23 protein-coding genes are annotated in these 26,109 nt (G+C 67.3%); 12 read left to right on the top strand and 11 right to left on the bottom strand.

The window, feature by feature from the left end; all coding sequences use genetic code 11:
- Positions 1-22: 22 nt before the first annotated feature.
- Positions 23-673, bottom strand: coding sequence for a response regulator (locus P5W99_RS16510; protein WP_421026274.1), 651 nt, complete (start codon positions 671-673; stop codon positions 23-25).
- A complete protein-coding gene (locus P5W99_RS16505) occupies positions 670-2,214 on the bottom strand; it encodes a cache domain-containing protein (RefSeq protein WP_434663859.1) in 1,545 nt (514 codons plus the stop codon). The genes P5W99_RS16510 and P5W99_RS16505 overlap by 4 nt, the downstream gene beginning before the upstream one ends.
- Before the next feature lie 178 nt (positions 2,215-2,392).
- Between P5W99_RS16505 and P5W99_RS16500 the strand changes: the two genes are divergently transcribed.
- The 4 genes from P5W99_RS16500 to P5W99_RS16485 all read left to right on the top strand — a co-directional run bounded on the left by P5W99_RS16500 (position 2,393) and on the right by P5W99_RS16485 (position 8,253).
- Positions 2,393-3,373 (top strand): glycerophosphodiester phosphodiesterase family protein, encoded by a 981-nt coding sequence (locus tag P5W99_RS16500; protein ID WP_421026272.1) that lies wholly within the window; start codon positions 2,393-2,395, stop codon positions 3,371-3,373.
- A gap of 215 nt (positions 3,374-3,588) precedes the next feature.
- A complete protein-coding gene (locus P5W99_RS16495; RefSeq protein ID WP_421026271.1) occupies positions 3,589-5,679 on the top strand; it encodes a carbon starvation CstA family protein in 2,091 nt (696 codons plus the stop codon).
- A gap of 24 nt (positions 5,680-5,703) precedes the next feature.
- Entirely contained in the window at positions 5,704-5,910 is a 207-nt protein-coding gene (locus P5W99_RS16490) for a YbdD/YjiX family protein (protein WP_321911701.1), read from the top strand.
- 276 nt (positions 5,911-6,186) lie between these two features.
- A complete protein-coding gene (locus P5W99_RS16485) occupies positions 6,187-8,253 on the top strand; it encodes an SMP-30/gluconolactonase/LRE family protein (protein WP_421026270.1) in 2,067 nt (688 codons plus the stop codon).
- Between the two features lie 40 nt (positions 8,254-8,293).
- Here the strand turns inward: P5W99_RS16485 and P5W99_RS16480 are convergent, their stop codons facing one another.
- The 3 genes from P5W99_RS16480 to ispH all read right to left on the bottom strand — a co-directional run bounded on the left by P5W99_RS16480 (position 8,294) and on the right by ispH (position 13,161).
- Entirely contained in the window at positions 8,294-10,843 is a 2,550-nt protein-coding gene (locus P5W99_RS16480) for a tetratricopeptide repeat protein (RefSeq protein WP_421026269.1), read from the bottom strand.
- A gap of 209 nt (positions 10,844-11,052) precedes the next feature.
- Positions 11,053-12,204: an adenosyl-hopene transferase HpnH gene (hpnH, locus tag P5W99_RS16475; protein WP_421026268.1), complete on the bottom strand. Its 1,152-nt coding sequence runs from the start codon at positions 12,202-12,204 to the stop codon at positions 11,053-11,055.
- Between the two features lie 12 nt (positions 12,205-12,216).
- Positions 12,217-13,161, bottom strand: a complete 945-nt coding sequence (gene ispH / locus P5W99_RS16470; RefSeq protein WP_421026267.1) for a 4-hydroxy-3-methylbut-2-enyl diphosphate reductase — start codon at positions 13,159-13,161, stop codon at positions 12,217-12,219.
- 380 nt (positions 13,162-13,541) lie between these two features.
- Between ispH and hpnC the strand changes: the two genes are divergently transcribed.
- On the top strand, positions 13,542-14,405 hold the full coding sequence (gene hpnC, locus P5W99_RS16465; protein WP_421026266.1) for a squalene synthase HpnC: 864 nt from the start codon (positions 13,542-13,544) through the stop codon (positions 14,403-14,405).
- Complete coding sequence (locus P5W99_RS16460; protein ID WP_421026265.1) at positions 14,402-15,580, top strand: glycosyltransferase; 1,179 nt, start codon at positions 14,402-14,404, stop codon at positions 15,578-15,580. Before hpnC ends, P5W99_RS16460 begins: the two co-directional genes overlap by 4 nt.
- 298 nt (positions 15,581-15,878) lie before the next feature.
- Here the strand turns inward: P5W99_RS16460 and P5W99_RS16455 are convergent, their stop codons facing one another.
- Together P5W99_RS16455 and hpnA are read right to left on the bottom strand one after the other, a co-directional pair.
- Entirely contained in the window at positions 15,879-16,433 is a 555-nt protein-coding gene (locus P5W99_RS16455) for a hypothetical protein (RefSeq protein WP_434663851.1), read from the bottom strand.
- Between the two features lie 139 nt (positions 16,434-16,572).
- Complete coding sequence (gene hpnA, locus P5W99_RS16450; RefSeq protein WP_421026263.1) at positions 16,573-17,595, bottom strand: hopanoid-associated sugar epimerase; 1,023 nt, start codon at positions 17,593-17,595, stop codon at positions 16,573-16,575.
- Between the two features lie 165 nt (positions 17,596-17,760).
- Here hpnA and P5W99_RS16445 point away from each other — a divergent pair, with 165 nt between their 5' ends.
- Positions 17,761-18,057 (top strand): acylphosphatase, encoded by a 297-nt coding sequence (locus P5W99_RS16445; RefSeq protein ID WP_421026262.1) that lies wholly within the window; start codon positions 17,761-17,763, stop codon positions 18,055-18,057.
- A 34-nt stretch (positions 18,058-18,091) separates the two neighbouring features.
- On the opposite strand, the gene egtD is transcribed toward P5W99_RS16445, so the two are convergent.
- Positions 18,092-19,111 carry an L-histidine N(alpha)-methyltransferase gene (gene egtD / locus P5W99_RS16440; RefSeq protein WP_421026261.1) on the bottom strand — a complete coding sequence of 340 codons (1,020 nt, stop codon included), beginning with the start codon at positions 19,109-19,111 and terminating at the stop codon, positions 18,092-18,094.
- A 385-nt stretch (positions 19,112-19,496) separates the two neighbouring features.
- Between egtD and rarD the strand changes: the two genes are divergently transcribed.
- Positions 19,497-20,399: an EamA family transporter RarD gene (gene rarD, locus P5W99_RS16435; protein ID WP_421026260.1), complete on the top strand. Its 903-nt coding sequence runs from the start codon at positions 19,497-19,499 to the stop codon at positions 20,397-20,399.
- A 5-nt stretch (positions 20,400-20,404) separates the two neighbouring features.
- On the opposite strand, the gene P5W99_RS16430 is transcribed toward rarD, so the two are convergent.
- The gene (locus P5W99_RS16430; protein ID WP_421026259.1) at positions 20,405-20,944 is read right to left on the bottom strand and encodes a DUF962 domain-containing protein; all 540 of its coding nucleotides are present in this window, start codon (positions 20,942-20,944) and stop codon (positions 20,405-20,407) included.
- Between the two features lie 229 nt (positions 20,945-21,173).
- Here P5W99_RS16430 and P5W99_RS16425 point away from each other — a divergent pair, with 229 nt between their 5' ends.
- The gene (locus P5W99_RS16425) at positions 21,174-21,827 is read left to right on the top strand and encodes an HAD family hydrolase (protein ID WP_421026258.1); all 654 of its coding nucleotides are present in this window, start codon (positions 21,174-21,176) and stop codon (positions 21,825-21,827) included.
- Between the two features lie 72 nt (positions 21,828-21,899).
- Complete coding sequence (locus tag P5W99_RS16420; RefSeq protein WP_434663845.1) at positions 21,900-23,138, top strand: dienelactone hydrolase family protein; 1,239 nt, start codon at positions 21,900-21,902, stop codon at positions 23,136-23,138.
- A 48-nt stretch (positions 23,139-23,186) separates the two neighbouring features.
- Here the strand turns inward: P5W99_RS16420 and P5W99_RS16415 are convergent, their stop codons facing one another.
- Positions 23,187-23,447 (bottom strand): hypothetical protein, encoded by a 261-nt coding sequence (locus P5W99_RS16415; protein ID WP_421026237.1) that lies wholly within the window; start codon positions 23,445-23,447, stop codon positions 23,187-23,189.
- 251 nt (positions 23,448-23,698) lie between these two features.
- On the opposite strand from P5W99_RS16415, the gene P5W99_RS16410 reads away from it, so the two are divergent.
- Together P5W99_RS16410 and P5W99_RS16405 are read left to right on the top strand one after the other, a co-directional pair.
- Positions 23,699-24,625, top strand: coding sequence for a peptidoglycan DD-metalloendopeptidase family protein (locus P5W99_RS16410; RefSeq protein ID WP_434663842.1), 927 nt, complete (start codon positions 23,699-23,701; stop codon positions 24,623-24,625).
- A 21-nt stretch (positions 24,626-24,646) separates the two neighbouring features.
- Positions 24,647-25,246: a BPSL1445 family SYLF domain-containing lipoprotein gene (locus tag P5W99_RS16405; RefSeq protein ID WP_434663839.1), complete on the top strand. Its 600-nt coding sequence runs from the start codon at positions 24,647-24,649 to the stop codon at positions 25,244-25,246.
- 35 nt (positions 25,247-25,281) lie between these two features.
- Here P5W99_RS16405 and P5W99_RS16400 read toward each other — a convergent pair whose 3' ends face one another.
- Complete coding sequence (locus P5W99_RS16400) at positions 25,282-26,088, bottom strand: DNA/RNA non-specific endonuclease (protein ID WP_421026234.1); 807 nt, start codon at positions 26,086-26,088, stop codon at positions 25,282-25,284.
- Positions 26,089-26,109: the final 21 nt, after the last annotated feature.

Raw genomic sequence — 26,109 nt, 5'->3', positions numbered from 1 at the left:
CTTCAGATATCTTTGGATACCTTCAGGCGCCTTCCCGCTTTCTGCGGTTCTCCACCGCGAATTTGATCAGTTCTGCCTGGCCTTCGATATCGAGCTTGCGCTTGAGATTGAGCCGGTGCGTCTCCACCGTGCGCACCGATAGCCCGGCGCGCTGTGCAATCTGCTTGCTCGACAGGCCTTCGGCGAGCGCGTCGAGAATGTCGAGCTCGCGCGGCGTGAGGCGCTCGATGGGCGTTTCCTTCAGCGATGCCTGCAGCATGCGCACGCCTAGCCCCGCGCTGAAATACGTCTGCCCGGCCAGTACCGCTTCGATTGCGCGCACGATCTCGGTGGCCGGCGAATCCTTGAGCACATAACCGCTCGCGCCCGCGCGCACCGCTTGCGCCACATATTCGACGTTGTCGTGCATCGAGAGCATCAGCACGCGGATCGCCGGAAAGCGCTCGTGAAAGATGCCCGCGAGCGCGATGCCGTTCATGCCGGCCATGCCCACGTCCATCAGCGCGAGATCGGGCTCGAGCGCGGCGGCCAGCCCGATGGCCTCGTCGGCGTTGCCCGCCTCGCCCGCGACTTCGAGGCCCGGCACGGCTTCGAGGCGCGCACGCAGGCCGTCGCGCACGAGCGGATGATCGTCGACGAGCATGAGGCGCGCCGGTTTGCCTGGTTCGTTCATGGTGTGTTTCTTTTCAGTGCGTTGCCCTGGAGGCCGCGTGCCTTGGCGGCCGCGCTGGCGAGTGCGATCGGCACCCAGGCGTCGACCACGGTGTGGCCCGGCTTCGAGCTGACCGAGAGCCGCCCGCCGAGCGGTTCGAGCCGCTCGCGCATGTTGCGCAGGCCCATGCCCGCGCGCGGATCGGCGAGCGCGTGCGCGACGTCGAAGCCCCGGCCATTGTCGGCGATGGTGAGCATCACGCCGTTGGGCGCGACGTCGAGCGTGAGCGCGGCGCGCCGCGCGCCGGCGTGCTTCACGATGTTGGTGAGCGCTTCCTGGGCGATGCGGAACAGCACCGTGTTCACGGCGTCGGGCAAGGGCGCGGCGCCTGGGGTCGTGCCGCTATCGCCATCGCCTGCAGCGGGCAACGCGCCCGGTTTCGCGGCGGGTTTCTCGCCCGACTGCGTGAAGCCGATCTCCATCTCCGATTCCTCGGCAAGCTCGCGCGTCAGCTGCTCGAGCGCGGCGGCGAGGCCGAGATCGTCGAGCATCGCCGGGCGCAGCGCGTGCGAGATGCGGCGTACCTCGCGCAGCGTCTCCGAAAGCCGCGCGAGACCGGTCGACAGCGAGGCCTCCGCCGCGGGCACGCGCGCCGCGCCGCGTTCGAAGCGCGCAAGCGCCGATTCGAGCAGCAGCTTCGCGGAAACCAGCATCTGGCTGATGCCGTCGTGCAGCTCGCGCGAGAGGCGCGCCCGCTCCTGCTCCTGCGACTCCACCACTTGCTGCGCGAGGCGCTTGAGCTTCGCGTCGGTGCTGCGGTACTCGCTTACGTTGAGCACGAGCGCGCCGAGCGCGAACACGCCTACGCCCGCGAGCGCGATGATGCCAAGCCATTGCAGCGTGCGCTCGATATTGGCCGAGGCGCGCTCGTCGGTGCGTGCGAGCGTGGACTCGACGTCGTCGAGATAGATGCCGGTACCGACCATCCAGCCCCAGCGCCGCAGCCCGACGACATAGCCGAGCTTCGGCGCGAGCTTGCCCGTCGACGGCCGGTGCCACATGTAGCGCACGAAGCCGCCGCCGTGCGAAGCTGCCGTCACGAGCTGCTGAATCGTGAGCGCGCCCTGCGGGTCGCGCAGGTTCCAGAGATCCTGGCCGACGAGGCCCGGCTCGCGCGGATGCATGAGCGAGCGGCCGTGCATGTCGTAGACGAAAAAATAGCCGTCCGGGCCGAAGTCCATCTTCTGCAGCACGGCGAGCGCGGCGCGCTGGCGCTCGGCGACGCTGCTGGCGATGCTATCGGCGGCGCCTGTGGTGCGGCTCTCGCTGGCTTCGTACAGCGGCGCGATGGCGCTCGTGGCGAGCTCGACGTAATGGCGCAGCTCGACTTCCTTGCTCGACAGAAACGCCGCCTGCATCGTGGCGTGTTGCGTGCGCGCGAGCGCGGTCGCCTGCTGCCGCACGCCGATGCCGATGCTGGCAATGGCGGCGAGAAAGGGCACGACCGCGAGCAGGAAGATCTTCGTCTTCAGGCGGTCGTTGAAGAAAAATGGGGCGGGCATGGCGGCGTTCGGATACCAAGTGTGCAAGCATAACGGCTGCGCACGAAGTGCGGTGCGCACCTGAATTTTTCGAGATTGTGCTACGGGCGATGATGCGGCGGCGAACGAGGGCCGCACCGCTCCTGCCCCGTCGCGCTGGCTGTTTCCCCGTTCCGAGCGGCCTTGAACCTGACGCACCATGACTCGACAGACCCCACTGATCCGCTCTCTGCTCGCGAGCGTCGCCGCTTGCGCCGCGCTGTTGCTCAACGCCTGCGGCGGCAACTCCGAGGCCCGCACGATCACGCACACGGAGGTTGCCGTTCCGCAACTGATCGCCCATCGCGGCGGCACCGGCGACGCGCCCGAGAACACGATGATCGCCATCCGTACCGCGCTCGCGAATCGCGCCGACGCCATCTGGCTCACCGTGCAGTTGAGCAGCGATGGCGTGCCAGTCCTCTACCGCCCCGCCGATCTTTCCGCGCTGACCGACGCGCGCGGCACGGTCGCTTCGAAAAGTGCTGCGGAGCTCGCGCACATCAACGCGGGCTGGCAGTTCAAGACGCTGGACGCGTCCGGCCGCGACGCCTACCCGTACCGCAGCGCACCCGTCGGCATTCCCACGCTTGCGGACGCGCTCGCGGCGATACCGCCGGAGGTGCCCGTCATGCTCGACATGAAGGCCTTGCCCGCGGCGCCGCAGGCAGCCGCCGTGGCGCACGTGCTCGATCAGGCCGGCGCGTGGGAGCGTGTGCAGATCTATTCGACCGATGCGAGCTACCAGCAGGCGTTTGCCGCGTGGCCGCGCGCGCGCCTGTTCGAGTCGCGCGACGCCACGCGCGGGCGGCTTGCCACTGCCGCGCTCGCGCATCGCTGCGAGGCGCCGCCGCCCGCGAATGCGTGGACCGGCTTCGAATGGCGCCGCCAGGTCGATCTCGTCGAGCAGTTCACACTCGGCGAAGCGCGTTCGACGGTGGCGGACGCCACGCTCTGGTCGCCCGACGCGGTTCGGTGCTTCCGCACGAACCCCGGCGTGCATATCGTGGCGATCGCCGTCAACAACGAAGCCGACTACCGCGCAGCGGCCTGCGCGGGCGTGGATGCGGTGCTGGCGGACTCTCCACGGCAGATGGCGCCGGTGCGCGAGGCCTTGCGGTTGGGCTACACCTGTCCTTGAGCTTGGACTAACTTCGACTAACCTACGTAGTTGTACGTAGATTGCTTACGTAGTTGTCCGGTTGTGGCGCGCGGCGCGAAGGCGAATACTACACGGCCATTACATGGCGCAGTGCGCCATGCTGCGCGCCACATGTCGTCGATGCATGACGGGTGGCGGTCCTCAGCGGGCATCGCCCCCATGGGCTTAAAACCAACCATAAGACAGGAGACGGCATGAGTCGGACAACCAGCCTGATCGTCTGGACACTAGTCGCGCTGCTCGGCGCATTCGCGTTCGGCACCATCGCACTCGCGCACGGCGAGCGCATCAGCGCACTGTGGATCGTGATCTGCGCGGTGTGCGTCTATCTGATCGCGTATCGCTTCTACAGCCGCTTCATCGCCACCGCCGTCGTGCAGCTCGACGGCCTGCGCATGACGCCGGCCGTGCGCCACAACGACGGGCTCGACTACGTGCCCACCAACAAGTACGTGCTGTTCGGCCACCACTTCGCGGCCATCGCGGGCGCGGGCCCGCTGGTGGGCCCGGTGCTGGCCGCGCAGATGGGCTACATGCCCGGCATGCTGTGGATTCTCGCGGGCGTGGTGTTCGCGGGCGCGGTGCAGGACTTCGTGGTGCTGTTCCTCTCCACGCGCCGCGACGGCCGCTCGCTCGGCGACCTCGTGAAGATGGAGCTCGGCCCCATCCCCGGCGTGATCGCGCTGTTCGGCACCTTCCTCATCATGATCATCATTCTCGCGGTGCTCGCGCTGATCGTGGTGAAGGCGCTCACGAACTCGCCGTGGGGCACGTTCACCGTGGCCGCGACGATTCCCATCGCGATCTTCATGGGCCTCTACGTGCGCTACATCCGCCCGGGCAAGATCGGCGAGATCTCGATCATCGGCTTCGTGCTGCTGATGGCCGCCATCGCGTTCGGCCAGCATGTGCACGATTCGCCCACGCTCGCGGCCTGGTTCACGTTCACGGGCACGCAGCTCACGTGGATCCTGATCGGCTACGGCTTCGTGGCATCGGTGCTGCCGATCTGGCTGCTGCTCGCGCCGCGCGATTACCTCTCGACGTTCCTGAAGATCGGCACGATTCTCGCGCTCGCGATCGGCATTCTGATCGTCGCGCCGGAACTGAAGATGCCGGCCTTCACGAAGTTCATCGACGGCACCGGCCCGGTCTGGTCGGGCAACCTGTTCCCGTTCCTCTTCATCACGATCGCGTGCGGCTCGGTCTCGGGCTTCCATGCGCTGATCTCGTCGGGCACCACGCCCAAGATGCTCGATAACGAAACCAACGCGCGTTTCATCGGCTATGGCGCGATGCTGATGGAATCGTTCGTCGCGATCATGGCGCTGGTGGCCGCTTCGGTGATCGAGCCGGGCGTGTACTTCGCGATGAACGCGCCGCTCGCCGTGCTCGGCACGACGCCGGACGCCGTCGCGCAAACCGTGGGCCAGTGGGGCTTCGCGCTCACGCCGGACATGCTCACGCACACCGCGCAAGCCGTGGGCGAGACCACCATCATCGCGCGCGCGGGCGGCGCGCCCACGCTGGCCGTGGGCATGGCGCAGATCCTGCACCAGGTGATCGGCGGCGAAGCGATGATGGCGTTCTGGTATCACTTCGCCATCCTCTTCGAAGCGCTGTTCATCCTGACCGCCGTCGACGCGGGCACGCGCGCGGGCCGCTTCATGCTGCAGGATTTGCTCGGCACGTTCCACCCGTCGCTCAAGCGCACGGATTCGCTGGTCGCGAACCTCGTTGCTACCGCCCTGTGCGTGGCTGCGTGGGGCTACTTCCTCTATCAGGGCGTGGTCGATCCGCTCGGCGGCATCAACACGCTGTGGCCGCTGTTCGGCATCTCGAACCAGATGCTCGCCGGCATTGCGCTGATGCTCGCGACGGTCGTGCTCTTCAAGATGAAGCGCGAGAAGTTCGCCTGGGTCACGGCGCTGCCCACGCTCTGGCTGCTGATCTGCACGCTCACGGCCGGCTGGCAGAAGATCTTCGACAGCAACCCGAAGGTGAGCTTCGTCGCGCACGCACAGAAGCTCTCGGCGGCGCTCGCCGACGGCAAGATCGTCGCGCCCGCGAAGTCGCTGGAGCAGATGCAGCGCATGATCTTCAACGACTACGTGGACGCGGCGCTGTCCGGCCTGTTCATCTTCGTGGTGGCGAGCATCGTGGTGTACGGGCTGATTGCGATTGCGCGCGCACGCCGCAGCGACCGCCCGACCGCGCAGGAAACGCCGTACGAGGCGATGCCGGCAGGCGGTGCGGCCATCGCTGCACGGCACGGCGTGCACTAGGGCCCTGGCCGCAAGGAGCGCATCATGTTCTCGGGACTTCGCGACAACGTGCAGACGGCGGGCCGCTATCTGGGCCAGGCCATGCGCCTGATGGTGGGGCTGCCGGACTACGAGGGCTACGTCGCGCACATGCGCGCGACGCATCCCGACCGGCCGGTCATGACCTACGAGGAGTTTTTCCGCGAGCGGCAGAACGCGCGCTATGGTTCAGGCGCGGGGAAATGCTGCTGAAGACTGGCTGAGCGAACCCGTTCGACGAGCTGGCGATGCTCGTCAAAAAGCGCGATGGCAAAATCCATCGCGCTTTTTTTATGCTTCGATACGCTCAACTCCTGCTGTCCGTCGCCGTTAACTTGAACCAGATTCCACACCAATTCGATGTGTCATGGCGTACCCAACGTCGTGCCCTGATTCGAATCGTCGGGAAGCGGATTGCAAGCTTGCCGGGGACGGCAACACCTCACCTCGAACGCCTGTACAGCACGGCGTTGCACAAAGAAATCTCTCATGATCCTGCACCGACTGGGCGCCGCATGGCTTGCGCTCATCCTCGCCGCAACGGTTGCACCCGTTTGCGAAGCGCAATACTCGACCGACTGGGTGGCCAACACCTACGGCACCAGCACGACGCGCGTGGGCAACGTGGCCCGCTCGATGTGGGTCGCGCCCGAAGGCGTGATTTACACCGCGTCGATGTGGGACGAAAACGAAGGCGGCGTGGCTATTTATCAGAACGGCCAGAGCGCAGGCTCGATTGGCGGCCACGCCGATTTCCAGGGCGGTGCGATCACGGGCAACGCCACGTCGCTGTTCGTCGCGATGCAGTACAACGCGAGCTACGGCAGCGGCAGCGTCGGGCGATACAACCGCTCTAGCGGTGCGCGCGATCTGCTCATCGGCGTGAGCGCCGACACGACCGAGAAGCTCGCCGATGTCGTCACCGGGCTCGCGACCTCGGGTTCGCTGCTCTACGCCAGCGACTTCCCCGGCAACCGCGTGCGCGTGTACACCACGGCCGGCGTCTGGCAAAGCGACATCGGCGTGACGGGGCCGGGCGCGCTGGCGGTGGACGCGCTCGGCAATCTCTGGGTCGCGCAAAGGAGTGCGGGCGCGGTGCTCGAGTTCAGCCCCGGCGGCCAGCTGCTGAATACCATTCAGCTGGCTTCCGGCGCGCGGCCGTCGTCGCTGTATTTCGATGCGCAGAACGCGCAGTTGATGATCGGCGACTCCGGCCCCGACATGAACATCAAGATCTACAGCGTCACGGGCGCGCCTTCTTTCGCGGGCACCTTCGGCGTGCAGGGCGGCTATCTCGACACGACCACCGGCATCAAGGGCCAGGTGGGCGCCAAACGCTTCACGCGCGTGGCCGGCATTGGCAAGGACACCGCGGGCACGCTGTACGTGCTGAACAATCCCTGGGGCGGCTCGTGGGATCTCGGCCGCAACGGCGGCACCGACCTTCACGCCTACGATGGCGCGGGCAATCTGCGCTGGATGCTCCAGTCGCTCAACTTCGAAGGCAACGGCGCGCCCGACCCGGCCACCGACGGCGCGCGTTTCTACGGCGGCATGAACCTCTACGCGGGCACGGCTGGCGGCACCTTCGTGGCCAACACGATCGACCCGATCACGTATCCGAACGACCCGCGCATCAATCTCGCCGACCCTGCGCGCGGCGAACATTTCGCACAGGTTGCGAGCGTGAATGGGCAGCGCATTCTCGTGGCCGCCGGCCAGAACCCCGATACGTTCTACTTCTTCCATTTCAATGCAGCGAGCGGCTATATCGCCATTCCCGACTACACGCTGCCGGGGCCGGCATTCAATACGACGGCGCCGGTTCGTAATGGCTTTTGCCTCGACAGCAAGGGCGATCTCTGGGTGGGGCTCGACAAGACCAACGTGATATCCCACTATCCGCTGACCGGCTTCGATGCGAACGGCAAGCCGCTGTGGGGCGCCGCCGCGATCACCACGCCGATCCCGAGCACGATTGGACGCCTCACGCGCATCATCTACCTGCCCGAAAGCGACACGATGGTGCTCGCGGGCATCACCGGCAGCACCGACTGGACCGCGGTGGGCTCGCGCGTGGAGGTCTATCACGGCTGGCTCGCCGGCAATACGGGCGCGCCGAATCCGGTGATCACCCTTACGAGCGCGAATCCCAAGTCGATCACGGCCGCCGGCAACGAGCTGTTCGTGGGCTATGTGCACACGGTGCCCAACATCGACGCCTTCAACCTCACCACAGGCGCGCTCGACACCACGCTCATCGACAGCAGCACGAACACGGTCTACGTGGGCAACGACGTGGATTCGATGTATGGTCTGCGCGCGTATCTCCGCTCGACCGGCGAGTACGTCGTGACCAAGGACAACTACAACGGCACGAGCATCGTGGTGTACCGCTGGACGCCGCCGGTGACGGCCACGGTCATGACCGCGACCCGCACGAGCGCGGTTACGGGTACGAGCGCGACCCTGACCAAGACCGTGGCGAAGGCGATGAAGGTGATGAAAGCGGCGAAGGCGCTGCTGGTTTCGCCCTTCGGAGCGAAGTCGAAGTGACCGAAGTGAAAGCGGCGCCGCGCCGCCGCGATGCGGCGAGCTATTCCGGCGATGACACGCGCGCCGCTCGCCGCGCTTCCTGAGCGTCGCACCAGGCCTGCCACATTTGCCGATACGCGTTTTCGATATTCGCGGCAAAGCGCGGCGCATCCATGAGCGGCGACGCCTCCAGGCGCGCGCGCAGCCCCGCGCGCAACGCGGCCAGACGCGACAGATCGCGCGCGAGGTCGACGGCGATGCGCACGAAGTCTGCGTCGGTGTGCGCGACGAGCTCGGGCAGGCCGAGATTCGCCGCGATGCTTAAACCGCCCCGGCTCGCCGCCGAGCGTCCCGTGCGCGTGACGACGGGCACGCCCATCCACGACGCGTCGAGGCTCGTGGTGTGCCCGTTATACGGAAACGAGTCGAGCGCCATATCGATGCGGTGGTAGGTCTCCAGATATAGCCGGCGCGCCTGATGGCCGACGAACGCCATGCGCTCCGCGTCGATGCCCCGCTCCTGCGCGCGCGTCCTGAGCCGCTCGCGCGGCGCGCCCGGGGGCGCAAGCAACAGCAGGCGCGCGTGCGGCACGGCGGCCAGCACGCGGCTCCACAGGCGCAGCGCGTGGTCGCTGATCTTGGCCGGATTGTTCAGGCAGCCGAAGGTGAACGGCGCGCCGCCCGCCGCCGGCAATGCGTTGACTTCGAGCCCGGCGGCCTGCGCGTCGTAGCACCAGAATGCATCCGGCAGGCGCAGCGAGCGCTCGCTGTAGAGCGCGTCGCGGCCGGGCTCGCCGACGGGGTCGAGCCACGGGTCGGTGAGCCGGTAATCCATCGCCGCGCTGCCGGTCGTGCCCGGATACGCGAGCCACGCGACCTGCACTGGCGCGGGCCGCCGCGCGAACAGCAGGCGCCGTCCGCCGGCCATATGCATCGTGAGGTCGACGAGGATGTCGATGCGGTCCTCGCGGATCTGCTGCGCGAGCGCCGCGTCGCCGAGCGTGTGCACGTCGCGCCAGACATCGACGAAGCTTTTGAGGTGCTGTGTCAGAGCGTCGGGCTTCGGGACGCTCGCATAGCAGACGATCTCGAACGCCGCGCGGTCGTGGTGCGAGAACAGCGGCGCCGTGAAAAGCGCCTGGCAATGCGAACGAAAATCGGGTGAAACATAACCGATGCGCAAGCGCCGCCCGGGTGCGCGGTCGTTGGCATGCGGCGGCTGCGCGCGCGCCGCCTCGAGCAGCGACGGCTCGTAGCGCGCCGCGAAACGCCGGCATTCGTCGAGCAGCACCTGCGGGTCGTCGGTCTGAAAGGCGAGCGTGAAGATCAGGTCGCCATGCGCGATGACGGCGTCGCGGTTGCTGTCGCTGTCGCTGCCGTTGCGGTTGTCCTTGCCTGCGGATTCCTGCGCTGCCGCGAGCGCCACCGCCTTCTGGTACGAAGCCACCGATTCGTCGAGCCGCCCCATGTCGAGCAGCACGTTGCCGAGCGCCGCGTGTCCGGCCGGGTCGGCAGGATCGAGCTCGATCGCGCGATGCAGTGCGGCTTCGGCCTCGCCCAGCCGCTCGCCCTTCAGCACGAGGCCGAGGTGATGCCACGCGAGCAGATGGTCGGGCTGTAGGGCAACGGCGCGGCGCAGTGCGTCGGCGGCCTCGTCGGGGTGCGTGACGCCGATCAGCGTGCCGAGGTTGTAATGCGCGTCCGCGAGCCCGGGGTCGAGCGCGATGGCCTTGCGCGCCGCTGCTTCGGCTTGCCCGGGTTCCGTCTTCGCCAGCAAGTGCGAGAGATTGACCCACGCGATGGCGAAATCCGGCTTGATCGCCACCGCGCGCTGGAAGGCCTGCGCCGCTTCGTCGGGGCGGCGCTCGCAGAGCAGGTTGCCAAGGTTGAAGTGCGCCGCCGCCAGCGCGGGGTCCAGCTCGATCGCGCGGCGCAGCGCGGCTTCGGCTTCGTCGGGATGCGCCACGGAAAGCAGTTTCCCGAGACGGTTCCACGCGGGGGCGAAGTCCGGATCGAGTTCGAGCGCGCGGCGTAGCGCGGCCTCGGCGGCTTCGGCGGCTTCGGGTTGCATCGACACCAGCAGCGTGCCGAGGTTGAAATGCGCGTGCATGAAATCGGGGCGCAGCGCGATTGCTTGCTCGAACGCCGCGCGCGCTTCCTTGGGCTGCGTCGTGCGCAGCAGATTGCCGAGGTTGTTGTGCGCTTCCGCGAGCGCCGGATCGAGGCAGATGGCCGCGCGCAGATGGGCGTCGGTTTGCGCGGCGTCGTCGGGGCCGAAGGTATTGGCCAGGTAGAAGTGCGCGGCGGCCAGCGTGGGATCGAGCGCGAGCGCGCGGCGCAGCGCGGCGCGCGTGTCGTCGATGCGGCCTTGCGAGCGCAAGGCGTGGGCGAGATCGACGAGGCGCTGCGCATCCTGGTGTGGCGCGAGCGCCTCGCGCAACAGCGCTGCGGCTTCGGCCGCGCGGCCTTGCTGGTGCGCGATCAGGGTGGACAGATGCAGCGCCTGCGCGTGACCCGGCGCTTGCGCGAGCAAGGCTCGGCAGTGCTGCTCGGCCTCGGCCAGCTGCCCGGTGCGCCAGGCGGCGAGGGTGTCGTCGTAGAGTGGAGCCATGGTGGCGATCGGCGGGGCCGGGCCGGCGGCGCGCGCGGGCGCATCGCGGGACCGGGCGCGGCGTCCGGTAGATGGGAAACCCGGCATTGTGGCCGCCTCACCATCCCGAAAACGCCTGTTCTCGCGCCGCTGCGATCTGCCGCAACAAAAACAGAAAGGGCGCAACGGTGTGAACCGTTGCGCCCTTTCGAGCACTGAGTCTGGGCCGCTTAGCTTGCCGCGACGGTCGCGGCTTTTTTTGTCTTGGCCGCGTTCTTGATCTCTTCGAGCTTGATCTCGACGTGACGCGAGAACACGTACTCGGCCGGACGCTGGCCGTCGAGCGGGATGTCCTTGGCGAACGCGCCTTCGGTCTTCGGGCCGCTCATCGCGACCTTCATGGCCTTGAGCGGATGCGAGACCGTGTCCAGCACGGCAGTGGCCTCGAAGCCGCAGTGAACCATGCAGTTCGCGCACTTCTCGTACTTGCCCGTGCCGTACTTGTCCCAGTCGGTCGTTTCCATCAGTTCCTTGAAGGTCTTCACGTAACCTTCGCCGACCAGATAGCAGGGCTTTTGCCAGCCGAACACCGTGCGCGCCGGGTTGCCCCACGGCGTGCATTCGTAGGTCTGGTTGCCGGCCAGGAAGTCGAGGAACAGGCTCGACTGGCTGAACGACCACTTCTTGCCGTTGTTGCCGCGCTTGAAGATCTCGCGGAACAGGTTCTTGGTTTTCTCGCGGTTCAGGAAGTGCTGCTGGTCCGGTGCGCGCTCATACGCATAGCCCGGCGACACCGTGATGCCGTCGACGCCGATCTCGCCGACCGTGTCGAAGAACTTCGCCACGCGCTCGGGCACGGCGTCGTTGAACAGCGTGCAGTTGATGTTCACGCGGAAACCGCGGCGCTTGGCTTCCTTGATGGCCGCGACGGCCTTGTCATAGGTGCCTTCCTGGGAAACCATGTGGTCGTGCGTTTCGCGGTCGCCGTCGAGGTGCACCGACCAGACGAAGTACGGGCTCGGCTCGTAGTCGTCCATCTTCTTTTCCATCAGCAGCGCGTTCGTGCACAGGTACACGAACTTCTTGCGCGCCATGATGCCCTTGACGATCTGCGGCATTTCTTTGTGCAGGAGCGGCTCGCCGCCTGCAATGGAGACGACCGGCGCGCCGCACTCGTCGACGGCTTCCAGGCACTCTGCCAGCGACAGGCGCTGGTTCAGGATGGGATCCGGATAGTCGATCTTGCCGCAGCCGTTGCAGGCCAGGTTGCAGCGGAACAGCGGCTCGAGCATCAGCGCGAGCGGATAGCGCTTGTTGCCGCTGAAATGCTGGCGAAAGATGTACGAGCCAACGCGGACTTTTTGTAGCAGCGGAATAGACAAAGCGTGTCCTCCTTAAACTTCGCGCGCGACGAGCGGTTGCAACAGCTTCGACGGCAGCTTGAATTCGACTTTTTCTTCACGGCCCGCCATCGTCGAGACCTCGACAGGCCCCAACGCGCGCAGCGCGTCAATCACGTTTTCCACCATTTCCTCGGGCGCCGACGCACCGGCCGTGATGCCCACGGTTTGCGCGTTGGCAAACCACTCGGGCTTCACTTCCGAGCCGTCTGCGACGAGATAGCTCGCCACGCCCGTTTCGCTGCCGATCTCGCGCAGGCGATTCGAGTTCGAACTGTTGGTCGCGCCCACCACCAGCAGCACGTCCACCTGGATGGACAATTCGCGCACCGCGGCCTGGCGGTTTTGCGTGGCATAGCAGATGTCGCGCGTGTCCGGGCCGACGATGTCGGAAAAGCGGGTGATTAGCGCGTCGATGATGCCGCGCGTGTCGTCCACCGACAGCGTGGTCTGCGTCACGTAGGCGAGCGGCGCGTCGAGCGGCAGGTCGAGCTTCGCCACATCGGCTTCGCTCTGCACCAGCAGCACGGTGCCGGGAATCTGGCCGATCGTGCCTTCCACTTCCGGGTGACCGGCGTGGCCGATCAGGATCAGCGTGCGGCCAGCCGCGACGTACTGGCGGCCCTGCACGTGAACCTTGGTGACGAGCGGACAGGTTGCATCCAGCACGTCGAGGCCGCGTTCGTCGGCGGCCTGCTCGACCGTCTTGGCCACGCCGTGGGCGCTGAAAATGGCGACCGCGCCCTCGGGCACTTCGTCGAGCTCTTCCACGAAACGCGCGCCCTTGTTACGCAGGTTTTCGACCACGTGGCGATTGTGGACGATTTCATGGCGCACGTAGACCGGCGCGCCGTGTTTCTGCAATGCGCGGTCGACGATCTCGATAGCGCGGACAACCCCCGCACAAAAGCCGCGGGGTTGAGCAAGGATGACTCGCATAAGGTGGCGAACTCCGACTGCCGCGGATTTTCGAACAAGCCGTGAAAGACCCGTTCGCCGCGGCCATCATATTAATAAGGTGCTGAGATCCGCACGTATCCGCAGAAAGGCGGGGCGGAAAAAACCAGACGCGCATTTTAACCCCTTCGCCGCCGCTTTGCTGCGCGGCGCGCGGGAAGGTGCGGCGTGCATACGACGCCAATCAGCGTGGCCCCTTTTTTTCATGCGCTTTTCGGCGGCGCGAAGGCCTTGCCGCTAGACGGCCCATGGCGGCCTCGGCTACCTTGCGCAGTGCAACATGATGCGGGAACCCTTAAACTAACGTCCCCGCGCATCGGCCGGCCTGCGTCGTGCGGGACCGACCCCAATCTGGACGCTTCATGGAACCCGACCAACACGACGATTTTCCGGTAGCGCGCATTTTGCTGCCGAAGGCGCTCAGAGCGCCTGTCGGCGTGATCTACCATGTCGCGCGCACCCTCGACGACATCGCCGACGAAGGCGACTGGAGCGTCGAAGAGCGCCATCTGCGCCTCGCCGACTTTCGCGCCGGGCTCGACGCCGTGGCGCAAGGGCGTCTCGCGCCCGTGCACCCCGCGCTGTTCGCGCGGCTCGCGAAAGTGATGTACCAATGCCGGCTGCCGCTGGAGCCGTTCTACGACCTGGTCTCGGCGTTCGATCAGGACATCCGCACCACGCGTTACGCCGACCGCCACGATCTGCTCGATTTTTGCCGCCGCTCGGCCAACCCGATCGGGCGCCTGATGCTGCACCTGATCGACGAGGCCACGCCCGAGAATCTCGCCGATTCCGACGCCATCTGCACCGCCTTGCAGCTCATCACTTTCTTGCAGGACGTGCGGGCCGACTGGAGCCGGGGCCGCATCTATCTCCCGCAGGCCGACCGCGAGCGCATGCAGGTGAGCGACGCGCAGATCGCCGCGGGCCGGGTGGACGACGCCTGGCGCGCGCTGATGGCGCACGAAGTGGCGCACGCGCGCGCGCTCATGCTGAGCGGCGCGCCGCTCGCGCTGCGCGTGCCGGGCCGCTTCGGGCTCGAGTTGTGCAGCGTCGTGCATGGCGGCTTGCGCATGCTGGAGATCATCGAGCGCAGCGGCTACGACGTGTTTCGCGCGCGGCCCCGGCTGGGCGCGGCCGACTGGGCCGTGGTGCTGCTGCGCACCGGCGCAATGTGGCTGTCGCGCCGCCTGGGGGCGCCTTCGATAGAGAGCAACAACGCATGATGACAACGATCCTCTTTGCCGTGTCCTGTCTTTCTCTGCTGATCTGGCTCGTGCTGCTGTTCGCGCGGGGCGGCTTCTGGCGCGCGCGTCCCGCCGCGCCGCTGCCCCTGGTCGAGCCCGCGGCGGGCTGGCCGGCGGCGTGCGCCGTGGTGCCGGCGCGCAACGAGGCGGACGCGATCGGCGAGGCTGTCGCATCGCTGCTCCAGCAGGACTACGGCGGCGAGTTTCACGTCATCGTGATCGACGACCACAGCACCGACGGCACTGCAGAAGCCGCACGCGCCGCCGCGCTCGCGCTGCAATGCCCGGAAAAGCTCACGGTGGTGAGCGCGAAGCCGCTGCCTGCGGGCTGGTCCGGCAAGGTGTGGGCGCAGTCGCAGGGCATCGAGGCGGTGCGCACGCTGGGCCTGAACGCCGACTATCTGCTCCTGACCGACGCCGACATCGGCCATCCGCCCGAGGCCCTCGCGCAACTCGTGGTGCGCGCGCAGGCCGAGCAGCGCGACCTCGTCTCGCTGATGGTGCGCCTGCGCTGCGACTCGTTCTGGGAGAAGGCGCTGATCCCGGCATTCGTGTTCTTTTTCGCGAAGCTCTACCCGTTCTCGTGGGTCAACAATCCGCGCAACAAGACGGCGGCGGCGGCGGGCGGCTGCATGCTGGTGCGCCGCAAGGCGCTGGAGGAAGCGGGCGGCATCGAGTCGATCCGCGCCGAGCTCATCGACGATTGCAGTCTGGCCGCGCGCATCAAGCATCGCGGCGAAGGCCATCATCCGATCCGCCTCGACGTGGCGGCGAAGAGCGTCTCGCTGCGCCCCTACGATTCCTGGAAGGACATCTGGAACATGATCGCGCGCACGGCGTTCACGCAGCTTCATTACTCGGCGTGGCAGCTCGCAGGCACGATCCTCGGCATGACGGTGATCTACCTCGCGCCGCCCGTGGTCGCGCTCGTGCTCGGTCCGCTCGGCTGGCCCGCGTGGATGGCATGGGCGCTGATGTGCTGCGCTTATGCGCCGATGCTCGCGTACTATCGCCGTTCGCCGCTGTGGGCACCGTTTTTGCCGCTCGTCGCGCTGTTTTATGTGGGGGCCACGTTCGCTTCGGCGTGGCGCTTCTGGCGCGGCAAGGGCGGGCAGTGGAAGGCGCGCGTGCAGGCGCCGGTGCAGGGGCGGTGAGCGAGCGGGGCGGGTCTCGTCGTTTTTGACGTGGGTGGGGTAAATCTGGCTTCTTCTGTTGTTGCGACACGCGTATCGACTTAACTTGGCGCGATCGTGACGGACAGGAGCGGCAATGCCGGCGCAGTGCTTTTACAACCTCAAGTCAGTTCGGCCTGTTCGGCGCCGTGGGTATCGAAGGGCATGAAGCCGTTGTCGCGGGTCTGTTGCTTGCGTTGAGTTTCGCGATTTCGGGCGTCATTGTTGCGGCCGGCGCCGTGCTGCTGCGCCGCCGCTGAACCTATGCCGGCGCCGCCGCTCAGCGCTGCGTCAGCATCATGTACATCTGCACGATCATGTCGGGCGAGAACACGAACGGCACCCAGCCGTGACCCGTGTGCCGCATGACCAGCAGACGGTCGCCGTTCGACTGCTTCTGCACGGCGATCATCGGGTTCTTCGTCGAAGCAAAGCGCCAGCCCTGCGGAATCGCGGGCGGCGGCTCGGGCTGCATCGAGGCGCGCGCGTTCGCGAGCTCCTCGATCAATTGGCCCACTTGCATCGGATGCAGCGATACCGTCTGGCCGCCGATCGTCATCGTGATCTCGTTCGCCGAGGGGCGGCCGACTTCCAGCGTGGGCGTCGGGGCTTGGGCTTCCTGCACCGCGGGTTCGGCAGATTCCGCGGGTTCGGCCTGCGGCTCGGGCACGGGCGCTGCCGCAACGGCGGGCGTTTGCGGCTCGGCAAGCGCCGTCGCGAGAGCAGGTTCGGGAGCTGCCGCAACGGCTGCGCGAGAGGCAAGCGCGGCGCTGGCGGCCTGAATAAGCTGATCGACGCCTGCGTCGAGCGCGCCAATCTGATCTTGAAGATTCATGCGAGGCTTCTCTGGTAAGACCCGCGATTTTACCTACAGCGCACGCGGGTGTCCCGCGCGACGTTGTAATGAGGTCGCAACAAAAGTTGTAACAATTTGCTCCGCCAGTGCGTGGCGCGCGGCGCGCGGCGCGCGGCGCTTATTTCGCGCCCAGATACCCTGCCTCGCGGAACCACGCGAGCGCGTCTTCGAGGCCCTGGCGATAAGGCCGCGCACGGTAGCCGAGCTCGCGCTCCGCCTTCGCCGACGTGAAGTACATCTTGTTCTTCGACATCTTGAGCGCGTCGACGGTCACGAACGGCTCGCGCTTCGTGAAGCGCGCCACGGCCTCCGCACCCATGGCGAGCGGATAGAGCGGCCAGCGCGGCAGCGCGATCGTGGGCGGCTTGCGCCCCACGATGCCCGCGATGTCAGCCAGCATCTGCTGCAGCGGCAGGTTCTCGCCGCCGAGGATATAGCGCTCGCCGATGCGTCCGTGCTCGAGCGCGAGGAAGTGGCCGTTCGCGACATCGTCGACGTGCACGAGGTTCAGCCCCGTGTCGACGAACGCGGGAATCTTGCCCGTCGCGGCCTCGACGATGATGCGGCCCGTGGGCGTGGGCTTCACGTCGCGCGGGCCGATCGGCGTGGACGGATTGACGATCACGGCGGGCAGGCCGTCGCGCTCGATCATGCGCTCCACGGCGCGCTCCGAGAGCACCTTGCTGCGCTTGTACACGCCGATGGCCTGGTCCGCCGTGAGCGGCGAGGTTTCGTCGGCGGAGTTGCCCGAGCTCGTGACCTTGAGCGTGGCCACGCTGCTCGTGTAGACGATGCGCTCCACGCCTGCGTCGAGCGCGGCGCGCATGGTGGCTTCGGCGCCTTCGAGATTGGCGCGCTCGATCTCGTGCGGGTCGGGTGCCCAGAGCCGATAGTCGGCGGCGACGTGAAAGAGGTAGCGCACGCCGGTTAGCGCCTTGCGCATCGAAGCGGCGTCGCGCATGTCGCCGGTGACGATTTCGGCGTCGAGCGCCTCGAGATTCTTGCGTGGGCTCGTCGCGCGCACCAGCACGCGCACGGCGTAGCCTTTGTCCTGCGCGATGCGGGCGACGGCCGAGCCCACGAAGCCGGACGCGCCGGTGATCAGCACGAGGTCCTTGTTGGCGCGGGAGGTGTCGGTCATTCTGGATTTGCTTGCGGGTTCGAAGAGCGGCGCGGTGCGTCGCTGGCGTGGCAGGGATTGTACGTGGCGCGCGGCGGCAGAGTCACGGCGCGGCGTCTACAATGCCTGGCGTAATGGACGCATGCGGGACGCACCGCAGGACGCACCGCAAAGGGAGAACGAACGATGAGCGAACCGGATCTGGATGCACGCCTTGAAACGTACTACGTGCGCGTGCGCGGAACGGTGCAGGGCGTGGGCTTTCGCCACGCGACGGTGCGCCAGGCGCACGCGCTTCGCATTCGCGGCTATGTCGCCAACATGGAGGACGGCTCGGTGGAGGCCGTGATCCAGGGCAGCGCGAACCAGGTGGACCGCATGCTGTCCTGGCTGCGCCACGGCCCGCCCGCCGCGCGCGTGAGTTCGGTGGAAAGCGAGGAGCGGCGCACCGAGAAACGCTACGAGCGTTTCGAGCAGCACTGAGGCGGCCCGGCCCTGCTGCGCCTCCGCCGCAACCTCACGCGGCAGCCAGCAGGCTCTCCGCGAATCCCCATTCCTTCTCGACCCACTGCCGCGCGCATTCGAAGCCCGCATCCGCTGCGATCGCGGGGATTTCGTCGGCGTGGTACTTGTGGCTGCTCTCGGTCCAGATCGTCTCGTCCGCCTCCAGCTCGACCGCGAGCCGCGCCGCGCCCACGCGCGCCGAGACGCGCCGCCGCGCGCGCAGATGCATCTCGACGCTGCGCGCATCGGGATTGAAACGCGCGACGTGTTCGAAGTCGTGCAGGTCGAAGTCGCCGTCGAGTTCGCGGTTGATGCGCGCGAGCAGGTTCAGGTTGAACGCGGCGGTCGCGCCGATGGCGTCGTCGTAGGCGGCGATCAGCGTGGGCACGGGTTTCACGAGATCGGTGCCCAGCAAGAGCGTGTCACCCTCACGCAGCATCGCGCGGATGGCGCGCAGGAAGCGCGTCGCCGCGAGACGCGCGAAATTGCCGATCGTGCTGCCGAGAAACAGCACGCACAGGCGCTCGCCTTGCTTGCGCTGGCGGCTCACCTCGGCGAGCCCGGCCAGGTAATCGCGCTCGTAGCCGACGATAGAGATGCGCTCGATGTCGGCGAGTTCGCGCCGGCATAGCTGCAAGGCACTGCGCGAGATCTCGATCGGGCAATACGACGTGGGCGAGGTCGGGCGTTTGCGCGAAAGCGCTTCGAGAATGCGGCGCGTCTTGCGTCCGCTGCCGCTGCCGAGTTCGGCGACGATGACATCGGCGGGCAGTGCCTCGACGATTTCAGCGGCGTGGCGCGTGAGCAGGCGTTCCTCGGCGCGCGTGACGCCGTATTCGGGCAGCACCGTGATCACCTCGAACAGCGCCGAGCCGACTTCGTCGTAGAGGTACTTCGACGGCAGTTCTTTTTGCGGCGCGTGGGTGAGGCCTGCGCGGACCTCGGCGGCAAAATCGGCGGCGAAGCCGGAAAGCGCATTCGGCTGCGCATTGGAACGGGAGGAACGGGCGGGACGGGACGCGGATTGGGTCATGCGCACTCCTGTGTGCGTTGGACGGCTGGCGGCTGCTGCGCAGAAGGTCTCGTTCGCGCGCGCGGCTGCAGGGCGGCTCCGTGGAAAGATTTACGTTCTAGTCCATTGCAGCAGACATTTCACGGACTATGTTGCGGATCTCGCTGCTCCGGCGGACGCCGCATTGCCCGTGCCCGCCGCCCCGGCGCGGTGCGCGGCACATTAGAATCGGGCTGACGGCGTGGCAACGCCCTCGGCCGCTAATTCAATAGCCGATTCAAATGACAATATTTTTTCCAACGCTTCCCCGGCTTTTCATGGAGGCCGGCGTGCGTTTCGCCGTGCGGCGCAATTTGAGCGCGCGCACTTGCGCGGCGTTTTCTCCACGCCCGCGCGGCGCCTCGCCATGTCGGTGAATACGTACGAACCCAGGCGCGGCATCACGCTTTCCGTGGGGGCGTCCACGCTGTTCGCGCTGATGTCCAGCTACACCCTGCTGCTGGCCCCGCTCGACGGGCTCGATATCTTCGCCTGGCGCGTGATCTGGACGGCGCCCGGCGCACTCGCGCTGGTGATCTTGCGCTCGCGCGCGCCGCAGCTCGTGGAGTTGCTCGTGCGCGCGTTCAGGGAGCCGCGCATCGCGCTCATGCTCGTGGCCAGCGCAGGGCTGCTCGGCCTGCAGTTGTGGGTGTTCCTCTGGGCGCCGCTGCACGGACGCCTGCTGGAAGTCTCGCTCGGCTATTTCATGCTGCCGCTCGTGATGGTGCTGGTGGGCCGCTACTACTACCACGAGCGGCTCGAAGCGCTGCAATGGATCGCGGTCGCGTGCGCGGCCGTGGGCGTCGCGCACGAGCTCTGGGTGACGCACGCGTTCTCGTGGCCGACGCTGCTCGTCGCGTTCGGCTATCCGCCGTACTTCGTGCTGCGCCGCAAGATTCACGCGGATTCGCTCGTGACCTTCTCGATCGAAATGGTGCTGCTGCTGCCGGTGGCCGCCATCGAAGTGCACGCGGGCGGCTCGCTCGCGCTGCTCGGCTCGCACAAGCTGCTGGCGTGGCTGCTGCTGCCGGGACTGGGCGTGATCAGCACCGTGGCGCTCGCGTGCTATCTGAAGGCGAGCCGCCTGCTGCCGATGGCGCTCTTCGGCGTTCTCGGCTATGTCGAGCCGGTGCTGCTCGTGATCGTCTCGGTGGTGCTGCTGGGCGAGCCGTTCGGGCTGCGCGAGCTGGGAACCTACGTGCCGATCTGGATTGCCGTCGCGCTGACGGCCGTTCATGGCGCGCGGCTGGTGAAGCTATCGGCGGGATGATCCGGTTACGGCCGGGCCGCGTGCCCGCGCGGAGGATTGATGCGCGTGGGCCCCGCCTTGGCCTCGATGGCCGCGCGCAAGGCCGGACGCCAGCCGAGCCCGAACAGCGCCTCGGCAAGCACGAAAAGCGGGCCGATGACGAGTCCGATCAGGTCGTCGGCGAACGCGGGCTTGCGGTGCTCCCACGCGATGTGCCCGACGAACTGGAACACCCACCCCACCACGAAAAGTCCGATGCCGCCTGCGAGCCAGGCCACTGTGCCTTGCTGCGCGAGCCACGCGCCGAACCCGAGGCAGGCCGCCGAGACGACGGCCATCATGAGGCCGAGCGGCACGTCGAGCACGAGGTAATAGAGCGTCGCGGCGCCGAACAGCAGCCATGCGGGCGAAAGCGGCCACGCCGCGAGGTGCCCCCAGACGGGGCGCGACAGCAGCACGGCGAGCGCGAGCACGATCATCGGAATGCCGATGCAGTGCGTGGCGATGTTGCGGGCGTCGCGATGGTATTCGGCGTACTGCGTGAGCTGATCGGTCAGGTTTCTCATGAGCGCCTCGTTGTCTCCACACGGATTATGACGTTGTGATGGCCTCGCAGCGCCGCGACGCGCCTGTATCGACATTGATTGATAGCATCAACATCGATACATCAAGCAAGACTGCCCGTGTGGCGCATGGCTGCGCCGTTGCGGCAGCGCGCCGTTTGCACCGACAATGACGCCGGCTTGCCGCCCATAACCCCACGCCTCTGACCGTGGCGCTTTCCGATTCCGCTTCATGAACAACCGCAATAACCGTGTTGTGGCCGCCTTCGATTTCGACGGCACCATTACCACGTCCGACAGTTTCCGCGCCTTCATGCTCGATGCCGCCGGCAACGCGCGCTTCGCGCTCGCCGTGCTGCGCTGCCTGCCGTGGCTCGCGGGCATCGCGCCCGGCTGGTCCGACCGGGGCCGCACCAAGGCACGCTTTCTTTATGCGGCGCTCGGCCCGGTGCGCCGCGAAATACTCGACGCCGCCGCACAGCGCTTCGTCGACACGCGCCTGCCTGCGATGCTGCGCCCCGAGATGCTCGCGCGCATCCGCGAGCATCAGGCGCTCGGGCACGAGGTGGTGCTCGTGAGCGCGTCGCCTTCGATTTATCTGCGCAAGTGGGCGCCGCGCGTGGGCATCGGCACGGTGCTCGCAAGCGAGCTCGAATGGCGCGAGGGGGGCTACACTGGGCGGCTCGTGGGCCGCAATTGCTGGGGCCCGGAAAAGGTCGCCCGGCTGCGCGCATGGTGGGGCGAGCACGCGCCCGCGACGCTCTATGCCTATGGCGACAGCCGCGGCGACCGCGAAATGGCCCAGCTCGCGAATCACGCGTGGATACGCGGTGAAGCCGCGCTGCCGCCGCTTGCGGCTGGAGGGGGATTTGGCGCGGTGGCGTAGCATCCGCGCGGCAGACGCTTCGACCCGGCTGAAGGCCGGCCCGTGGATACACGCACAGAAGGAGACAATCCCATGACTGGACAATGGACCCAGGTGAAGTCGCGCGCCGGCGGCGAATTCCGCGCCTACACGGCGCTGCCGCCGGAGGGCAGCGGCCCGGGCCTCGTGCTGCTGCAAGAGATTTTCGGCGTGAACGCATCCATGCGCGCGATGGCCGACCGTTATGCGGAAGAGGGCTACGTGGTGATGGTGCCCGATCTCTTCTGGCGGCTCGAGCCGGGCGTCGATCTGGGCTACGAGGGCGCCGACATGGCGAAGGCGCTCGCGCTCTACGACCGCTTCGACGTCGATCTCGCGATGGACGACATCGCGCAGACGCTCGCGGCGCTGCGCGCCCATCCCTCGCAGCGCGGCAAGGTCGGAGCGCTTGGCTACTGTCTGGGCGGGCGGCTTGCGTATCTGGCGGCGGCGCGCACTGACGTCGATTGCGCGATCGGCTACTACGCCGTGGCGCTCGAAAACTATCTGGACGAAGCCGGCAAGATCCACTGCCCGCTCATGCTGCATTTCGCTGCCGAGGACGGCTGGTGCGACGCGGCCACGCGCGCGCGCATCACGCAGGCGCTGGCGGGCAAGCCCGGCGTCGAGCTCTACACGTATCCGGGCTGCGATCACGCATTCGCGTCGAATGCGCGGCCCCAATTCGACAAGCCCGCCGCGATGATGGCGTACTCGCGTTCGCTCGCGATGCTGCGGCGCGTGCTCGGCCCCATCTACGACTTCAACGCGCTGTGGGAGCAGCACTGCTACCACGAGTTCGTCACGCGCAACCCCAGCGACGTCATGCCGACGATGGTGGCACAGCCCTACGTCAACCACATCCCGACGATGACGGGCGGCGTGGGCCACGACGAACTCAAGCGCTTCTACACGCACCATTTCGTGCATTCGAATCCCGCCGATACGCGCCTGATTCCGATCTCGCGCACGATCGGCTCGGACCGCGTAGTGGACGAGTTCATCTTCTGCTGCACGCACGACCGCGAGATCGACTGGCTGCTGCCCGGCCTCGCGCCCACCGGCAAGTACTTCGAGGTGCCGATGCTCGCCGTGATCTGCTTTCGCGGCAGCAAGCTCTATAACGAGCACATCTATTGGGACCAGGCGTCGGTGCTCGCGCAGATCGGCGCGATCGATCCGACCGGGCTGCCGATCGCGGGCGCCGCGAGCGCGAAGAAGCTGCTCGACGAAACGCTGCCGTCCAACACGCTCATGGCCGCGTGGAAGACGAGCGAAGGCAAGCCGTTCTGAGGCGCAGCCGGCGCGCGGGCCGCGCGTTTGCGGCGGCCCGCGCGGCGATCAGTTGAACGGGTTGTCGACGACGCCGGGTTTCGCGTCCGGCTCGTCCTTGACCTGCGCGGGCAAGTGCGGGTCGCCCTGGAGCTTCGCGACCACGGCGTCGAGCGCGGCCTTCAGCGCGAGCGCGGCGGCAAGGCCGCGCTTGTCGCGCGTGAGTTCGAGCGTGCCGGCGAGCGTCACGCGCGTGGTGCCGTTCGTGAGCGTGAGCGCGTCGCCCTGCACGTTCAGGACATCGTCGTCGTTTGCGTATGCGTCGAACACCTTCGGTTCCTCCTTGAGCGCGATGCGCGGGCCCGCATTATAAGAAGCAGCCCGCTACGCCATCAAACATCTTCCCGAAAATCCGGCGTGTCTCCGGGCGGGGCGTCGTGGATGGCGCGCCGCGCGCCGTTCAAATTGACGTGAATCAGAACTGGCGCGCGAATCCGCTGCGCTTCGCGACAAACCCTTGATCATGACGCTCCTGCGCCGCGCGGCGCAGACATTCCTGCCGGTCGAACAAGGAGCGCGTCATGAGAACTTTATACGAGGGTGCCGGAATTGCCGTGGCCGTGGCCATCGTCGCCGCGTCCGCTGCAATGCTCGGCGCCTGCACGGTCACGCCGTGGCATGCGTCCGCGCCCGTGGCCGACGACGCGCCGGCTGCCGCCAGCGAGGCCGCCGCGTCTTCGTCCGCCACGAGCGCGACGCCGATCGAAACACCGGCTCCGGCTGTCGTGGCCGAGGTGCCGCCGTCGAGCGCCTCCGCCGAGTTTTATCGCGTCAAGGCCGGCGACACGCTCAGCCGCATTGCCGCCGCCCACAAGCAACGCGCCGCCGATATCGCCGCCTGGAACACGCTGCCCGCCTCGGGCACCGTGAAGGTAGGGCAACTGCTGCGCGTCGCGCCGCCCGCGAAATCCGCTGTCGCGGCACCCACACCCGCGTCCGCTCCAGCGCCTGCGAAGGGGCTGGCGGCCAGCGCATCGCCGCCGGCCGCCGCGCCTTCGGCCCCGGCTGCGCCAGCGCAGCCCGCCGCCGCTGGGCGTGCCGATGGGCGCGCCGAGGCGCGTTCCAATGCACGTGCCAATGCGCGCCTTGCCTGGCCGGTGAACGGGAGCGTCGTCACGCCGTTCGCGCCTGGCAAGCAGCGGGGCATCGTCATCGCGTGTGCGCCGGGCGCGCCCGTGAAAGCGGCCGCGGCGGGGCGCGTGATGTACGCCGGCAGCGGCATCAAGGGCTACGGCAAGCTCGTCATCGTCAAGCACGACGCGCACCTGATCACCGCGTATGGCCGCAACGGCAGGCTGCTCGTGAAGCAGGGCGACACCGTGAAGCTGGGCCAGCAGATCGCCACCAGCGGTGCGGACGGGGTGGGGGTGGGCGCGCTGCTGTTCGAAATGCGCGAGAACGGCAAACCGGTCGATCCGGTTGCGCAACTGCCGCGCAAGCAACCGTAGTTCAACGAGAGTGCGAAGCAAATGAACAGAAGGCAATTCATTGCGGCGGGTGGGCGGGCCGCTGCGTCGCTGGCATCGCTCACGCTGCTGGGCGCATGCACGACGACTGGGCCCGGCAATGCCCTAGATGCGGCAGAAAAGAACGCCCGCTTGCGCCGCGAGATCGATACGAATGTCGATGCCGCGCTGGCGCGTCTCTATGGCACGGTGAAGGGCTCGCGCGAGCTGGTGGGCAAGGCTAGCGCGGTGCTGGTGTTTCCCGAGGTGGTGGGCGCGGCCTTTGGCGTGGGCGGCGAATACGGGCGAGGCGCATTGCGCGCCGACGGCCGCTCCATCGGCTACTTCAGCACCACGGCGGGCTCGTTCGGCTTTCAGGTCGGCGCGCAGTCGCGCGCCGTTTTCTATGCGTTCATGACCCGGGGCGCATTGGAGCGCTTCAAGCGCAGCAGCGGCTGGAAGGCGGGCGCGGACGCCACCGTCGCGCTCGTGAAGATGGGCGTGAACGGGCAGATCGACACGACCACCGCCGTCAATCCGATCGAGGCTTTTGTGCTGACCAATGCCGGCCTGATGGCGGGCGCTTCGCTCGAAGGCACCAAGGTTTCGCGGCTGGATCTATAACGGCGCGCGCTGCGCCGGCTTCCGTCACGCGGTTCTTACCAGCCCCATTTGCGCACGGCAAATGTGCCGCCGTTGAACGACACCTTCGTCTGCGCGGCGACGTTTGCGGGAATGCCCGGGAATGCAATGCCGCTTTGCGCTTCGAGATCGCGCACCGAACGCACCTCATAGCGATCGTCGCTCGCGTTGTTCGCGACGATGGCGAACGCCAGCTGCTGCGAGGGCACGTAAACCACCTTGAAGATCTGCGTGGGCACCAGCACGCGAGACGCGCCGATCGTCTGCAACTGCGCGCCAGCGAAGAGCGGACCGGTCACGACATAAGCATCGCCGTATTTCGTAGCGAGCTTGCGCACCGCCGTTTCGATATGCGACCACAGCCGCTGATTGTTCTCGCGGTTCTGCGGCACGATGTTCGCGAGCGAGAACGATTCAGCCATCGCCTGGGGGTTCCAGCGGTTGCCGGCGGGGCTCATGTGGCCGCGGTCGAAGCCGCTGCGCTTGTAGTCGGCGAGCGTCGCGCCTTCGCCGGCGGGCAGGCGCTCGTCTTCGAAGAAGCGGTTCGTGCGTGTCATGTCCTTCGCGGCTTCGAGATGATCGCGCGTGAGGTGCTCCGCCGACCAGAGCGGTCCATGGGTGACGCCCGAGTGCAGCACCACGTAATCGGAGTAGCAGAGCATGCGCGTTTTCGGCGCCATGCGCGGATTGCTGAGCGTGGGGAACTGGCCGCCGGGAACGAATTGGGCGCAGGCGGACGTCGCGGGTACGGCAGGCGCAGCGAACGCATGGCCAGGGAGGGCCAGGGTCAGAGCCGCGCTCAGGCAGGCAAACAGCTTCTTCATCGGCAAATCGGGAAATCAGCG

Source organism: Paraburkholderia sp. A3BS-1L, from assembly GCF_051125215.1.
Taxonomy (GTDB): domain Bacteria; phylum Pseudomonadota; class Gammaproteobacteria; order Burkholderiales; family Burkholderiaceae; genus Paraburkholderia.
The sequence above is the reverse complement of the archived record's forward strand: the minus strand, read 5'-3'. Positions and strand labels throughout refer to the sequence as shown.